Here is a 12,887-nt window from a genome sequence, read left to right on the forward strand (position 1 = left end):
CGCCGCCACCTCCGAGCGCGACGCTGTAATTGCCGGACGCGGTGGCAGCATAGGTGAGACCAGACCGGACAAATGCGCCTCCCCCCAACGCGGTGCTCCCGACGCTCGCCGCGCTGCTGCTCGAGCCGCTGCTCAAGCTGTAGTCGGCGTACGCCTTGGCGCCTACGCCGCTCGCGGTGCTGTACTCACCGCTTGCATCAGTGGAGAGGCCAATCGCTGTGCTGCCTGTCCCGCTCGCCGTGTTGCCGATCCCAACCGCCAAGCTGCCTAGACCGCTCGCTTTGCTGGTGAATCCGAGTGCAGTGCTGCTGACACCGCTTGCGGTGCCGGCACACGAGAACGCGCCCGGGCCTGTCGCAGTACCGAGGGGGAGGCCCGTGCCTGCCTGACCACAAACGGCCTGCGCGCCCACGGGCGATAGATCGAGTCCCAAAGTGCAGATGGCAAGTGCCACGGCGCCACCAATGGATTTGATCAGACGAGACATCGCTTTGACGATTTGGCTAGGCATTTGCGCTCACAACTCCAGTACGCCGCGGATTCCGACCGATCGGCGACGGTGCGCAACTTGGGCCAGAGTGATGGGCCCGACATCAACCATTCGGTTGAAGTCGGCAGCGAACCCGTCGCTGGTATTCTACTTTTTGCAGACTGTTGCTGAATTGCCTCGCCCGGTTTCCCGCCTGAACCTGGAGAATATTTCTCCGCAAGACCGGAACCGCACGCCAGAGCGAGCTGGTGAAACTGATCGCCGGCTTCGAACCGGCGACGGCCGGTTGATGGGCGCAGGCCTCAACTCGCCCAGTTCTCGCGAAACTCCGGAAACAGCGTCAGGCCGCCGCAGGCGTAGATGGTCTGCCCGGTGATATAGCTCGCTTCGTCCGAGGCGAGGAAGGCGAACACGGCGGCGATCTCCTCCGGCGTGCCGACGCGGCCGAGCGGAATGTGGCTGGTGACGACACCGCGCTTTTCGGGATCGCCGGTCCAGGCGACGTTGATCGGGGTGTCGATCGCGCCCGGACCGACCGCATTGACGCGGATGCCGTGCCTTGCGAATTCCAGCGCCAGCGTGCGCGTCAGGTTGGCCATGCCGCCCTTGCTGATCGAATAAGCGAGATAACCCGGCTTTGGGATGATCTGGTGGACGCTGGAGCAGTTGATGATGCTGCCGCCTCCGCCGCGTGCGACGAAATGCGCGAGCGCCTTCTGCGCGCAGAGCACGGCGCCGTTGAGATTGACGTCGATGATGCGGCGATAGGTGTCGATGTCGAGCGCCTCGCTCGGCGACTCCCGCTGGAAGCCGGCATTGTTGACCAGACAGTCGAGACGCTTGAAGCGCGCCAGAACCGTCTCGAACATCGCCGCGACCTGCTGCTCGCTGCTGACGTCGGCCTTGACGACGATATGATCGAGCTTGCCGTGACCGCGGTCGCTCGACGCCGTTCGCGCCAGCGCGAGCGACTCTTCAGCCTTCTCGGGATGGTCGAAATAATTGATGGCGACGGTCGCGCCCTCCTGGGCGAGCCGGACGGCAACGGCGCGGCCAATTCCTTGCGAGGCGCCGGTCACCAGCGCGTATTGGCCGACGAGGCGCGAAGAAAAAGGGGTTGAGTGGTCGGTCTGTGGCATGAGCTTCCTCCGGGACATTTCATCATGGATGGAACAAGCATTTTGTTCCATCCCCGCAGCGCTCGCTGCGATTCATTCCGCGCGGCGCGCGAGCGGCGAGGTCAGGATCTGGTAGAGGATGATGGCGCCAAACGTTGCGGTGCCGATGCCGCCGATAGTGAACGCGCCGAATTTCAGCGTGAGGTCGCCGGCGCCCGCGGTCAGCGCCACGGCGACGGTGATCAGGTTCGCCGGATTTGCGAAGTCGACCTTGTTCTCGACCCAGATCCGTCCGGCCATCGCCGCGATCAATCCGAACAGCACGATCGAGAGACCGCCGATGACGGGGCCGGGGATCGACAGGATCAGCGCGCCGAATTTCGGCGAGAAGCCGAGCAGGATCGAGACCGTCGCCGCGAACGCAAACAGCAATGTCGAATAGACCTTCGTCGCCGCCATGACCCCAATGTTCTCCGCATAGGTGGTGACGCCGGTGCCGCCGCCGCAGGCCGCGACGATCGTGGCGAGACTGTCGGCGAACAAAGCGCGGCCGAGATAGGCATCGAGGCTGCGTCCGGTCATGGCGCCGACCGCCTTGATGTGGCCGAGATTCTCGGCGACGAGGATGACCGCGACCGGCGCGATCAAGAAGATCGCATCGGCCTGGAAGGCCGGCGTGGTGAAGTGCGGCAGGCCGATCCACGGCGCGGCGGCAAGTTGCGCAAAATCGATCGGCTTGCCGAAACCAAGGCCATTCGCGAACAGCAGGTACAACAGATATCCGCCGATCGCGCCAAGGATGATCGGCAGGCGGCGCCACAGGCCTGGAGCTGCAACCGCCAGCACGCCAATCATCAGAACGGTCGCAAGGCCCATCCAGGTCTCGAACGCGTTGGCGCTTCACCGCTTTGACCGCCACGGGCGCCAGGTTGAGGCCGATCGCGGCAACCACGGCGCCGGTGACGGCCGGCGGCATCAGGCGCTCGATCCAGCCGACGCCCGACCACATCACGACCAGCGCGATCACGCCATAGAGCACGCCGGCGCCGACGATACCGCCGAGCGCAACGGAGATATTCGGGTTCGGGCCCTGCCCGGCATAGCCGGTGGCGGCGATGACGACGGCGATGAACGCGAAGCTCGAGCCGAGATAGCTCGGCACGCGACCTGCGACGATGACGAAGAAGATCAGCGTGCCAATGCCGGAGAACAGCACCGCAACATTGGGATCGAACCCCATCAGCAGCGGCGCGATGATCGTCGAGCCCGACATCGCGACGCAATGCTGCAGACCGGAGACGATGGTCTGGCCCCATGACAGCCGTTCCTCCGGCATGATCACGCCCGAGGTCTTGAGCTTCCAGCGCGGAAAATAGCCCTGCCCTTGCTCGTCCGAGCCTGTCGTCGTTGTCATGTTCCCCCCGTTGCGGTGCAGCGGCTGATCTTCGTGCGATCCGACAAAAATGTGATTGTCGCTTCTGCGACGGCCATCACATGATGCAGGACATACAAGATTCAGATCTTGCCCGATTTCAAATCTTGCAAAATCAATGCGTCCCGGGGCCCACAATATGACACAAGTCGCGATCCAGCCAGCGGTCCATCGCCGGCATCAGCCCTGGTACAAGATCCTCTACGTGCAGGTGCTGATCGCGATCGCGCTCGGCGTGCTGATCGGCTATTTCTATCCCGATCTCGGCAAGGCCTTAAAGCCGCTCGGCGACGGCTTCATCGCGCTGATCAAGATGATGATCGCCCCGGTGATCTTCTGCACCGTCGTGCACGGCATCTCCTCGATGGGCGACCTCAAGCGCGTTGGCAGGGTCGGGGCTGAAGTCGCTGATCTATTTCGAGACGGTCTCGACCGTCGCGCTCGCCGTCGGCCTGCTGGTCGGCGAGATCCTCCAGCCCGGCCACGGCTTCAACATCGATCCGGCGACGATCGATCCGAAGTCGGTCGCAACCTATGTCACCAAGGCCAAGGAAGAGGGCATCGTCGCCCACCTGATGGCGATCATTCCCGACAGCTATGTGGGCGCGATCGCGCGCGGCGACCTGCTCCAGGTCCTGTTGATCTCGATCCTCTCAGGCTTTGCCACCGCCTTCCTCGGCAAGGCCGGCGAGCCCATTGCGGATGCCATCGACAAGGCCGCGAAGATGTTCTTCGGGATCATCCGCATCATCGTGCGTGTGGCGCCGATCGGCGCCTTCGGCGCGATGGCGTTCACGGTCGGCGCCTACGGTCTCGGCTCGCTGCTCAACCTCGCCGCCCTGATCGGCACGTTCTACCTGACCAGCATCCTGTTCGTGCTGATCGTGCTGGGCTCGATCGCCCGCCTCGCCGGCTTCTCGATCCTGCGCTTCATCGCCTACATCAAGGATGAGCTCCTGATCGTGCTCGGCACCTCCTCGTCGGAGACGGTGCTGCCGCAGATGATCCAGAAGATGGAGCATCTCGGCGCCTCGCGCTCGGTGGTCGGCCTCGTGATCCCGACCGGCTACAGCTTCAACCTCGACGGCACCAACATCTACATGACGCTGGCGACGCTGTTCCTGGCGCAGGCGACCAACACCCACCTGACGATCTGGCAGGAGCTCGGCATCCTGGGCATCGCCATGATCACCTCCAAGGGCGCCTCGGGCGTGACGGGGGCCGGCTTCATCACGCTCGCCGCGACGCTCTCGATCGTGCCTGACATCCCGATCCAGTCGATCGCGATCCTGGTCGGCATCGACAAGTTCATGAGCGAATGCCGCGCGCTGACCAATCTGATCGGCAACGGCGTCGCCTGCGTCGTCATCAGCCTCTCCGAAGGCGAGCTCGATCGCGAGGCGCTGCACGAGACCATGGCGCATCCGCTGGAACTCGGCGAGTCGCTGGAGCCGGGCGGCAGCGCGACGTCGTAACCTCTCCCCTCCCGCCGCGAGAGGGAGTGAGATGAGACACGCGTCACAACGACGGCGTTGGGATCACCGAACGATACTTATTCATTCCACCCGACGCGCTGGGGGCAGGGCGTCGGGTTTTGATCATCGTTACAAGGGCAACTTGCCGGGACCGGCGCGCCACGCTTGAAGAGCGGCCGCGCCCAACGCTGAATGGCGTCAGCCCTTGAGCGCGGTGACCACCACCTCGATCAGCGCGCTGCCGCCGAGATCGGCGACGCCGACGGTGGCGCGGGTCGGCAGATTGTCGCCGAAAAACTCGGTCCAGGCCGCATCCATTTCCTTCTTCTTGGAGAGATCCGTGACGAAGATCGAGGCGCTGACGACGCGGCTCTTGTCGGTGCCGGCTTCCTTGAGATAGCCGGCGATCTTGCCGAGGATGTTGCGGGTCTGCTCGCCCATCGAGACCGAGGTGTCGTCGGCGATGGTGCCGCCAAGGAAGACGAATCCGTTGGCCTCGACGGCGCGGTGCATGATGGACGTGCGGATGCTGCGGGTGATGCTCATGAAGTCCTCTTTGGCTAGAGCGTGGAAGGATGGAAGCGGTCGATGCCAAGATCGCTGACGCGGGTCTGGGTGCCGCCATTGACGATCAGCTCCGCCATCACGGCGCCGGCGCCGGGGCCGAGCTGAAAACCGTGCAGCGAGAAGCCGAACTGATGATAGAGACCCCTGTGGCGGGAGCTCGGCCCGAACACGGGGATATCGTCCTTCATCTTGGCTTCGATGCCGGCCCAGGCGCGCACGATGGTCGCGCTGCGCATCACCGGAAACAGCTCGAACACGGTCTGCGCGCTGGTCGCAAGGCTCTTCCAGTCCAGCACCGTCTCGTTGCGGTCCTGATAGGGCGTCGCCAGATGGCCGCCGCCGATCAGCACGGTGCCGTTCTTGAACTGCTTGAAGGAAAGTTTTCGCCCGCGCAGGATCACGACAGGGTCGATGAAGTGCGGCACGCGCGATGTGATCATCAGCATCGGCGCCACGGTCTCGACCGGCACGGGCTCGCCGAGGTCAGCTGCGATCCTTCCGGCCCAGGCTCCGGCCGCATTGACCAGCACCGGCGCGGCAAAACTCTCGCTGCCGGCATCGACATGCCAGAGGCCGTCGCTGTGGCGGATGTTGCTGGCGGCCACGCCTTCGCGCACGGTCGCACCCAGCTGCTGGGCCTTGCGCCGAAACGCCGTCGTCGTCTGCGCAGGATTGGCTGCGCCGTCGCGGCGCGAGACCACCCCGCCGGGGCAGGTCTCGGCCACCGCCGGCACGAGGCGGCGCAATTCGGCGGCATCGATCAACTCTTCATGGGTGAAGCCGAGAGCGTTGAGCTCGGCGACGCGCGCGCGGCAGACGGCGAGCTCCTCCTCGTTCTCGGCGACGAGGACCTGGCCGTGGCTCTCAAAGCTGCAATCGTCGTCGAGGAGATCGTTGATCTTCTCCCAGATGCCCATCGAACGGATCGAAAGCGGGATCTCGGGAATGTGCCGGGCGAGCTGACGCACGCCGCCGGCATTGACGCCGGACGCGTGCCGGCCGGCATAGTCCTTCTCGATCAGCACCGGCTTCAGGCCGGCGAGGCACAGATGCAGCGTCGTCGAGCATCCGTGGATGCCGCCGCCAATGACGATCGCATCCACGTTTTGGCTCATCCGCGCACCACGGCCTTGATGTCGGCCTCGCTCTTCGGGACAGCGGCGAGCTCGGCGAGCGTGATCGGCTTCACCGGCGCACGCAGCCGGTAATAGCCGATCTCCTGCGGGGTCTTGCCGCGCGCCTGCGCCATCAGCTCAGTGACGGTGAGACCGCAGAGCCGGCCCTGGCACGGCCCCATGCCGGTGCGGCGATAGGCCTTGAGCTGGTTCGGCCCGGTCGCGCCGATCGCGACGGACTCGAGCACGTCCTTGGCGGTCACCTCCTCGCAGCGGCAGACGATGGTATCGCCCGAGGGAATGCGAAACTGCGGCGGCGGGCGGAACAGCGTGTCGAGGAAGACGCGGCCACGCTCGGCCTTGGCGAGATCGGAGCGGAGAGCCGCCATCGCAGGAAGTTTTGCGGCAGCTGCGGGCGCCAGTGCTTCGATCGCGGCGCGCGCGGCAATGCGACCACGGACGACTGCTGCATTTGCACCGCCGATGCCGGCGCCGTCACCGGCGATCGCGATGCCGGCGACCGAAGAATTGCCGCTCGCGTCCAGCACCGGCGACCAGCACAGCTGCAGATCATCCCAGCGATGCTCGATGCCGGCCGCCATCGCCAGATTGACGTTGGGCACGACACCCTGATGCAACAGCAACAGGTCCGCGGGAAAGGTCTCGCGCTTTCCGCCGGCGACATAGCTGACGCTGGCGAGCTGGCCGTCCCCGGCCGCAGCAAGCTCAGTGACGCCGGAGACGACCTGAACTTTCGCCTTCACCTCGCGCATCATCGACAAGCCCTTGGCGAAATAGGGCGAGGTCAGGAAGGCGAAGGCGTGCGGCAGCGCTGCGAAATAGTTGCCGCGCTCGGTCGTATCAAGGATGCGATCGATGCGGCCGCCGAGGCGCAGGATCTGCGCGGCCAGCAGCCAGAGCAGCGGTCCCTGCCCGGCGATCACCGTGCGGCCATCGGGCAGCAGCGCCGACGATTTCAACATGGTCTGTGCCGCGCCCGCGGTCATCACGCCCGGCAGGGTCCAGCCGGGGACCGGAAACGGCCGCTCCAGCGCGCCTGTCGCGAGGATCACGCGCTTTGCCTTGACGAACGCCGACGCGCCGCCGATGGACACCGCGATCTCGAGATTGCGGTCGAGACTCCAGACCGTGGCGCGGTGGATCACCTCGGCATTGCTCGCGCGCAGGGCCTGCACGAGATCGGCGCCGACCCAGTAATCGGCGCCGAGCTGATTGCGGTCGGTCACCGGCGTCGAGGAGATGGCACGAAACACCTGGCCGCCGGGGCCGATATTCTCGTCGAGCAGCAGCGTCGAAAGACCAGCTTCGGCGGCGGTCGCGGCGGCGGCAAGGCCGGCAGGCCCCGCACCGATCACCACGAGTTCATAGTCTTCGCGCTTGGGAGCCACACTCATCGTCCGATCTCCCGCTTACCCTTCTGAATCTCGATCTGCATGCCCTCGGCGACTGGCACGAGGCAGCCCTGTCGATTGCCGACGCCGTCGATCGTCACGAGGCAGTCGAAGCACACGCCCATCATGCAATAGGGCAGGCGCGGCGCGCCGCTGACCGCCGTGGAACGTCGTGCGTCGACGCCGGAGGCCAACAGCGCGGCAGAGACAGTGTCGCCCTGGCGCGCCGCGACGGCGACGCCGTCGACGAAGATCTGCACCTGAGGACGTTTGTCCTGTTCGGATCGTCTAAACATGGGATGCCTCTTGGCTCCTTGATATCTTTAATAGCCGCTATTGTTCGCGGCGCCCGCGCCGCCAAAGCGGCTCGCGGAGAACGCGCCGACCAGCTCCGGCTCGAGCGCGCCTTGCGCCACCATGCGCGCGATCTCGAAGGCGTGGTTGGAGGCGAGCGTCACGCCGGAATGACAGCAGGCGACGAAAGCGCCGGGATGCGTCTCCGACTGGTCGTAGATCGGAAAGCCGTCCTGCGGCATGACGCGGATGCCCGCCCAGCTTCTGACCACGTTGAGCCGCGACAGGTGCGGAAACATCCGCTGGGCGCGATCGGCCATCACGCCGCTGATCGAAGGCTTCATCGTGCGTTCGTCGAGCTCGTCCTCCTTGCTGTCGCCGATCATCACCGTGCCCTCGTCGGTCTGGCGGATCGTGGTCAGCGGATGCGGCAGGAATGGCGTGGTGCGCTCGGTCACCACAATCTGGCCGCGGGTCGGGCCCATTGGCGCAAAGAGGCCGACCATCGGCGCCAGCGTCTGGTTGGCATTGCCGGCGGCAAGCACGATCTTGGCGGCCCGCAGCTCGCCCTTCGGCGTGGTCAGTCGGAATTCGCCGCCGCTCTTGCTGATGGCCGAGACCGGCTGCTCGGGAAAATAATCGATGCCGAACGCCCTGAAACCGGTGTGGAAGGCACGGAAAGTGCGCAGCGAATTGACGTGGCCGTCGAGCGGACAATAGCTGCCACCGGACACTTCCGGCCCGATCAGCGGCAGCGCCTTCTTCACCTCGGAAGCGGGCAGCATCTCCATCTTGTAGTCGGCCGCACCGACCTGGTTGTGCATGCGCTTGACGAGTTCGGTGCGCTGGCCGAATTCGTCCTCGCCGAGCGTCAGATGAAAGCCGCCGTTCTGCTGCAACGAGACATCCAGGCCGGTCTGCTGCTTCAGCTCGGAGGCGAGCCGGCCCCATGCCTGCGAGGCCTGCACGGTCCAGACCGTATAGGCGGGCATGCCGAGCCCCTTGCTCTGCACCCAGACCAGCGCAAAATTCGCGCGCGAGGCGCGCTTGGTGATATCGCCTTCGTCGAGCACGGCGACCTTCTTACCGAGGCGGCCGAGGCCCCAGGCAATGGCGGAGCCGAGCAGTCCGCCGCCGACGACGGCGACGTCGTATTCTCCTGACATGAGTTCTCCTATCGTCCGGTATCGCCAGCCTTGCCGGCGAGCACGCGGTCGAGCCCGTAGAAGCGGTCGAGCAGAATGAGGGCGGTCATGGTGATCGCGATCACGCAGGCCGAGACCGACGTCACCAGCGGATCGATGTTGTCCTGGATGTAAAGGAACATGCGCACCGGCAGCGTCTCGGTGCCGGGTGCGGCGAGGAAGACGGTCATGGTGAGATCGTCGAAAGACTGGATGAAAGCGAGGGCCCAGCCGCTGATGACGCCGGGCAGGATCAGCGGCAGCGTGACACGTCGGAACAGCGTCCAGCCGCCGGCGCCAAGCGAGACCGCCGCCATCTCCACCGTGCGGTCCATGCCGGTCGCAGCCGCAAGCGTCAGACGGAGCGCGAACGGAAACACGATGATGACGTGCGCGATGATCAGCGCGGCGAAGCTGCCGCCGAGGCCTGCCGAGGTGAAGAAGCGCAGGAAGGCGATGCCGAGCACGACATGCGGGATCATCAGCGGTGACAGGAACAGCGCGGCAAGCGCATCGCGGCCGCGGAAGCGGTAGCGCGCAATCGCCAGCGCCGCAGGCACCGCGAACAGCAGCGCGACCAGGGACGACAGCGCGCCCAGCCCAAGGCTGACCCAGAAGGCGTGGATGAACTCGGGGTAGTTCGCAATGGTCCTGAACCAGCGCAGCGAGAAACCGCTGGTCGGCAGCGAGAGGAAGCCTTCGGGCGTGAAGGCGACAAGGCAGACCACCAGGATCGGCGCCACCATCACGATGACGAAGAGGGTGTGGAAGATCAGCGCGAGCGGCCCGTTGCGCCTCATCGGAACACCTCCGCGTAACGGCGCTCGATCAGCGCGTTGCTGCCGACGACGATCAGCACCAGCGCGACCAGCAACAGCGTGGCAACCGCCGCTCCCAGCGGCCAATTCAGCGTATTGAGGAACTCGTCATAAGCGAGCGTCGCCGCGACCTTCAGGCGGCGGCCGCCGATGATCGCGGGTGTCGCGAAGGCGCTGGCGGAGAGCGAGAACACGATGATCGCGCCCGACAGCACGCCCGGCATGATCTGCGGCATGATGATGCGGCGTATGATGGTCACAGGTCCGGCGCCAAGCGACATCGCGGCATTCTCGATCTGCGGATCGAGCCGCTGCAGCGCGGCCCACACCGAGAGAACCATGAACGGCATCATCACATGCGCGAGCGCGACGACCATGCCGGTTTCGGTGAACATGAAGGGAATGGGGAAACGGATCACGCCGAGCGACATCAGGAGCTTGTTGATCAGCCCGTTGTTGCCGCCGAACAGCAGCGCCCAGCCAAGCGTGCGCGCCACCACGGAGATCAGCAGCGGACCGAGGATGACCAGCAGGAAGAAGCTCTTCCAGCGGCCGCTCATACGGTTGAGGATGTAGGCTTCGGGCGCGCCGAGCAGCGCCGTGAGCAGTGTGGTCAGAATTGCGATGCGGAAGGTCCGCCAGAACATCTCGGCGTAATAGGGATCGGTCGCGATCTCGTGCCAGTTCTTCAGGATGAAGACGGGCTCAATGCCCTTGTACTGGCCCCAATCGTGGAACGAGAGCATCACCGTCATCGCGAGCGGAATCAGCAACACGCCGACGAACAGCATCAGAGCAGGCGCCGTCAATGCCCATGGCGCACGCGCGCTGCGCTCCTCGGCGGCCGCGTTCATGCGCCGACCCTCGCGCGCACGCTCATGTCCTCGGGACGCCACGACAGCCGAACGGCATCGCCTTCGCCTGGTTGCGCCGTGCCGTCGTTCTGACGGATCACGATCGCCGGGCCGCATTCGCTGTCGCACTGGAACAGCCAGTGATTGCCCTGGAAGATGCGCGTGATGATCTTTGCGCTGAGCCCTTGATCGCCAAAGCCGATTCGTTCGGGGCGAACGCTGACGATCACGGGACCGCCGAGCCCGGCCGGCGCCGGTGCGCGCCAGGAGCCCGCCACCAGTTGGGTCGGCGAGACGGTCCGGTCGATCATCCCGGCAAAATCATTGGTCTTGCCCAAAAACTGCGAGACGAAAGCCGAGGCGGGCCTTTCATAAGTCTCCTGCGGGGTGCCGATCTGCTCGATCTTGCCCTGGCTCATCACCACGATGCGATCGGACAGCGACATCGCCTCGTTCTGGTCGTGGGTGACGAGAATCGTGGTGGTGCCGATGGTGCGCTGGATCTGGCGCAGCTCGATCTGCATCTCCTCGCGCAGTTTTGCGTCGAGGTTCGACAGCGGCTCGTCGAGCAGCAGCACGCTCGGCTTGATCACCAGCGCGCGCGCCAGCGCCACACGTTGCTGCTGGCCGCCGGACATGCGACGCGGATGGCGATCCTCGTAACCGGCGAGGCCCACCATCGCGAGCGCGGCGCGGACGCGCTCGGCCCTTTCCATGCGCGGCACATTACGCATCTCCAGGCCGAACGCGACGTTCTCGGCCGCCGTCATGTGCGGAAACAACGCGTAGCTCTGGAACACGATGCCGAGGCCGCGTTTGGCCGGATGGATCGCGGTCAGGTCCTTGCCTTCGAGGCGGATCGCGCCGCGCGTCGGATCGAGGAAGCCCGCGATCATCTGCAGCGTCGTGGTCTTGCCGCAGCCGGACGGGCCAAGGAAGGAGACGAACTCCCCCTTCCCCACCGACAGGCTGAAGTCGTCGACCACAGTCTGCGCGCCGAACTGCTTTGCGACCCGATCGAGCTCGAGATAGGCCATGACGCTGTCTCCGCTGCGACCGGTCAGCGTTCGACCTCGCGATTCCAGCGCTTGGTCCACTCCTCCCGCTTCTCGTTGATGAGCGCCCAGTCCGGATTGTAGAGCTTGGCCGCGCGTTCGCCGATCGGCCCCATCTTGCCCAGCTCCGGCGGTACCTTCAGCGATTTCAGCACCGGGCCGTAGCCGTAGTCCTTGAGCATCACGAGCTGGATCTTTGGATCGAGCAACATCTTGACGAAGCTCGATGCGAGCGGCGAGGCGTTCGGCTTGTTGATCGGACACGCCGTCGTCAGCAGCGTCGCGGCGCCCTCCTTGGGATAGACGAAGTCGACGGGAAAGCCGGTGTTGGCAAAGCTCTGCACGCGGCCGGTGCCCCACACCGCGATCACGGCTTGGCCGGACTGGAACAGCTCGGTCATCTTGCCCGGCGAGGGCTCATAGGCGAGTACGTTTGGATTGATCTCTTCCTTGAAGATCTTGAAACCGGAATCGACGTTGGACTCGCCGCCGCCATTCATCTTCGACAGCATCACCAGGGCTTCGAGGCCATAGGTGTTGTTGATCGGCGGGATCACGAGCTGCTTGGCGTATTTCGTGTCCTTCAGATCGTTCCACGAGGTCGGCGGCGCCCAGCCTTTTTCGGCGAAGACCTTGGTGTTGTACATCAGGCCGGTCGCGACGATGCCGATCGCAACGGCGCGATCGTCCTTGAAGCGCGCGGTGTCGTAGAGATCGGCCGGCAGGCCATCGAGCTTGCCGCAGAAGCCGAGCTGGATCGCCTGGTACATCGGGCCGTCGTCGACGATGGCGACGTCGATCTGCTGATTGCCCTTCTGCGCCTGGAGTTTGGCCAGCGTGTCGGTGGAATTGCCGGCGACGTATTCGACCTTGACGCCGTTCTCCTTCTCGAAGGTCGGGATCACCTCGTCGCGGATGGTCTTCTCGAACGAACCGCCATAGCCGGCGACGTACAGCGTCTTTTGCTGAGCCGACGCGACCGACGGGGCGGCAATGAGCGCTGCGATGCTGACCGCTGTCAGAAGGCGAAGAGTCTTCATATGGACCGATCTCCAATACCGGAATGGGATGAC

Annotated in this window: 11 protein-coding genes and 3 pseudogenes; 2 read left to right on the forward strand and 12 right to left on the reverse strand. The window is 65.0% G+C overall.

The window, feature by feature from the left end; all coding sequences use genetic code 11:
- Positions 1 to 127 precede the first annotated feature (127 nt).
- The 3 genes and pseudogenes from ACVWY3_RS26095 to ACVWY3_RS26105 form a co-directional block, all read right to left on the reverse strand.
- Positions 128 to 511 (reverse strand): annotated as a pseudogene (locus tag ACVWY3_RS26095) (hypothetical protein); the annotation flags it as partial.
- Between the two features lie 281 nt (positions 512 to 792).
- A complete protein-coding gene (locus tag ACVWY3_RS26100) occupies positions 793 to 1,629 on the reverse strand; it encodes an SDR family oxidoreductase (protein ID WP_456841021.1) in 837 nt (278 codons plus the stop codon).
- Between the two features lie 72 nt (positions 1,630 to 1,701).
- A pseudogene (locus ACVWY3_RS26105) lies at positions 1,702 to 2,881 on the reverse strand (solute carrier family 23 protein).
- Here ACVWY3_RS26105 and ACVWY3_RS26110 point away from each other — a divergent pair.
- Positions 2,784 to 2,984, forward strand: a complete 201-nt coding sequence (locus ACVWY3_RS26110; protein ID WP_456843585.1) for a hypothetical protein — start codon at positions 2,784 to 2,786, stop codon at positions 2,982 to 2,984. The pseudogene ACVWY3_RS26105 and the gene ACVWY3_RS26110 sit on opposite strands and share 98 nt — an antisense overlap.
- 195 nt (positions 2,985 to 3,179) lie before the next feature.
- Positions 3,180 to 4,515 (forward strand): annotated as a pseudogene (locus ACVWY3_RS26115) (dicarboxylate/amino acid:cation symporter).
- Positions 4,516 to 4,713: 198 nt separating this feature from the next.
- Here ACVWY3_RS26115 and ACVWY3_RS26120 read toward each other — a convergent pair.
- The 9 genes from ACVWY3_RS26120 to ACVWY3_RS26160 are packed head-to-tail and all read right to left on the reverse strand — an operon-like array spanning position 4,714 to position 12,854.
- Positions 4,714 to 5,061, reverse strand: coding sequence for a RidA family protein (locus ACVWY3_RS26120; RefSeq protein ID WP_456841022.1), 348 nt, complete (start codon positions 5,059 to 5,061; stop codon positions 4,714 to 4,716).
- 14 nt (positions 5,062 to 5,075) lie between these two features.
- Positions 5,076 to 6,197, reverse strand: a complete 1,122-nt coding sequence (locus ACVWY3_RS26125; protein WP_456841023.1) for an NAD(P)/FAD-dependent oxidoreductase — start codon at positions 6,195 to 6,197, stop codon at positions 5,076 to 5,078.
- Positions 6,194 to 7,612, reverse strand: coding sequence for an FAD/NAD(P)-dependent oxidoreductase (locus ACVWY3_RS26130; RefSeq protein ID WP_456841024.1), 1,419 nt, complete (start codon positions 7,610 to 7,612; stop codon positions 6,194 to 6,196). Before ACVWY3_RS26130 ends, ACVWY3_RS26125 begins: the two co-directional genes overlap by 4 nt.
- A complete protein-coding gene (locus tag ACVWY3_RS26135) occupies positions 7,609 to 7,905 on the reverse strand; it encodes a (2Fe-2S)-binding protein (RefSeq protein ID WP_172784813.1) in 297 nt (98 codons plus the stop codon). Before ACVWY3_RS26135 ends, ACVWY3_RS26130 begins: the two co-directional genes overlap by 4 nt.
- Positions 7,906 to 7,932: 27 nt before the next feature.
- On the reverse strand, positions 7,933 to 9,069 hold the full coding sequence (locus tag ACVWY3_RS26140) for an NAD(P)/FAD-dependent oxidoreductase (RefSeq protein WP_456841025.1): 1,137 nt from the start codon (positions 9,067 to 9,069) through the stop codon (positions 7,933 to 7,935).
- A gap of 8 nt (positions 9,070 to 9,077) precedes the next feature.
- A complete protein-coding gene (locus ACVWY3_RS26145) occupies positions 9,078 to 9,887 on the reverse strand; it encodes an ABC transporter permease (protein ID WP_456841026.1) in 810 nt (269 codons plus the stop codon).
- Positions 9,884 to 10,759, reverse strand: coding sequence for an ABC transporter permease (locus tag ACVWY3_RS26150; RefSeq protein WP_456841027.1), 876 nt, complete (start codon positions 10,757 to 10,759; stop codon positions 9,884 to 9,886). The genes ACVWY3_RS26145 and ACVWY3_RS26150 overlap by 4 nt, the downstream gene beginning before the upstream one ends.
- The gene (locus ACVWY3_RS26155) at positions 10,756 to 11,796 is read right to left on the reverse strand and encodes an ABC transporter ATP-binding protein (protein WP_456841028.1); all 1,041 of its coding nucleotides are present in this window, start codon (positions 11,794 to 11,796) and stop codon (positions 10,756 to 10,758) included. The genes ACVWY3_RS26150 and ACVWY3_RS26155 overlap by 4 nt, the downstream gene beginning before the upstream one ends.
- A 23-nt stretch (positions 11,797 to 11,819) precedes the next feature.
- The gene (locus ACVWY3_RS26160) at positions 11,820 to 12,854 is read right to left on the reverse strand and encodes an ABC transporter substrate-binding protein (RefSeq protein ID WP_456841029.1); all 1,035 of its coding nucleotides are present in this window, start codon (positions 12,852 to 12,854) and stop codon (positions 11,820 to 11,822) included.
- Positions 12,855 to 12,887 lie beyond the last annotated feature (33 nt).

The sequence above is a fragment of the Bradyrhizobium sp. USDA 4486 genome (assembly GCF_054057995.1).

What these genes read in the sequence shown, in the direction of transcription:
- ACVWY3_RS26100 (WP_456841021.1), bottom strand. Translation starts at nt 1,629, where the DNA reads ATGCCACAGACCGACCACTCAACCCCTTTTTCTTCGCGCCTCGTCGGC.
- ACVWY3_RS26110 (WP_456843585.1), top strand. Translation starts at nt 2,784, where the DNA reads ATGACGAAGAAGATCAGCGTGCCAATGCCGGAGAACAGCACCGCAACA.
- ACVWY3_RS26120 (WP_456841022.1), bottom strand. Translation starts at nt 5,061, where the DNA reads ATGAGCATCACCCGCAGCATCCGCACGTCCATCATGCACCGCGCCGTC.
- ACVWY3_RS26125 (WP_456841023.1), bottom strand. Translation starts at nt 6,197, where the DNA reads ATGAGCCAAAACGTGGATGCGATCGTCATTGGCGGCGGCATCCACGGA.
- ACVWY3_RS26130 (WP_456841024.1), bottom strand. Translation starts at nt 7,612, where the DNA reads ATGAGTGTGGCTCCCAAGCGCGAAGACTATGAACTCGTGGTGATCGGT.
- ACVWY3_RS26135 (WP_172784813.1), bottom strand. Translation starts at nt 7,905, where the DNA reads ATGTTTAGACGATCCGAACAGGACAAACGTCCTCAGGTGCAGATCTTC.
- ACVWY3_RS26140 (WP_456841025.1), bottom strand. Translation starts at nt 9,069, where the DNA reads ATGTCAGGAGAATACGACGTCGCCGTCGTCGGCGGCGGACTGCTCGGC.
- ACVWY3_RS26145 (WP_456841026.1), bottom strand. Translation starts at nt 9,887, where the DNA reads ATGAGGCGCAACGGGCCGCTCGCGCTGATCTTCCACACCCTCTTCGTC.
- ACVWY3_RS26150 (WP_456841027.1), bottom strand. Translation starts at nt 10,759, where the DNA reads ATGAACGCGGCCGCCGAGGAGCGCAGCGCGCGTGCGCCATGGGCATTG.
- ACVWY3_RS26155 (WP_456841028.1), bottom strand. Translation starts at nt 11,796, where the DNA reads ATGGCCTATCTCGAGCTCGATCGGGTCGCAAAGCAGTTCGGCGCGCAG.
- ACVWY3_RS26160 (WP_456841029.1), bottom strand. Translation starts at nt 12,854, where the DNA reads ATGAAGACTCTTCGCCTTCTGACAGCGGTCAGCATCGCAGCGCTCATT.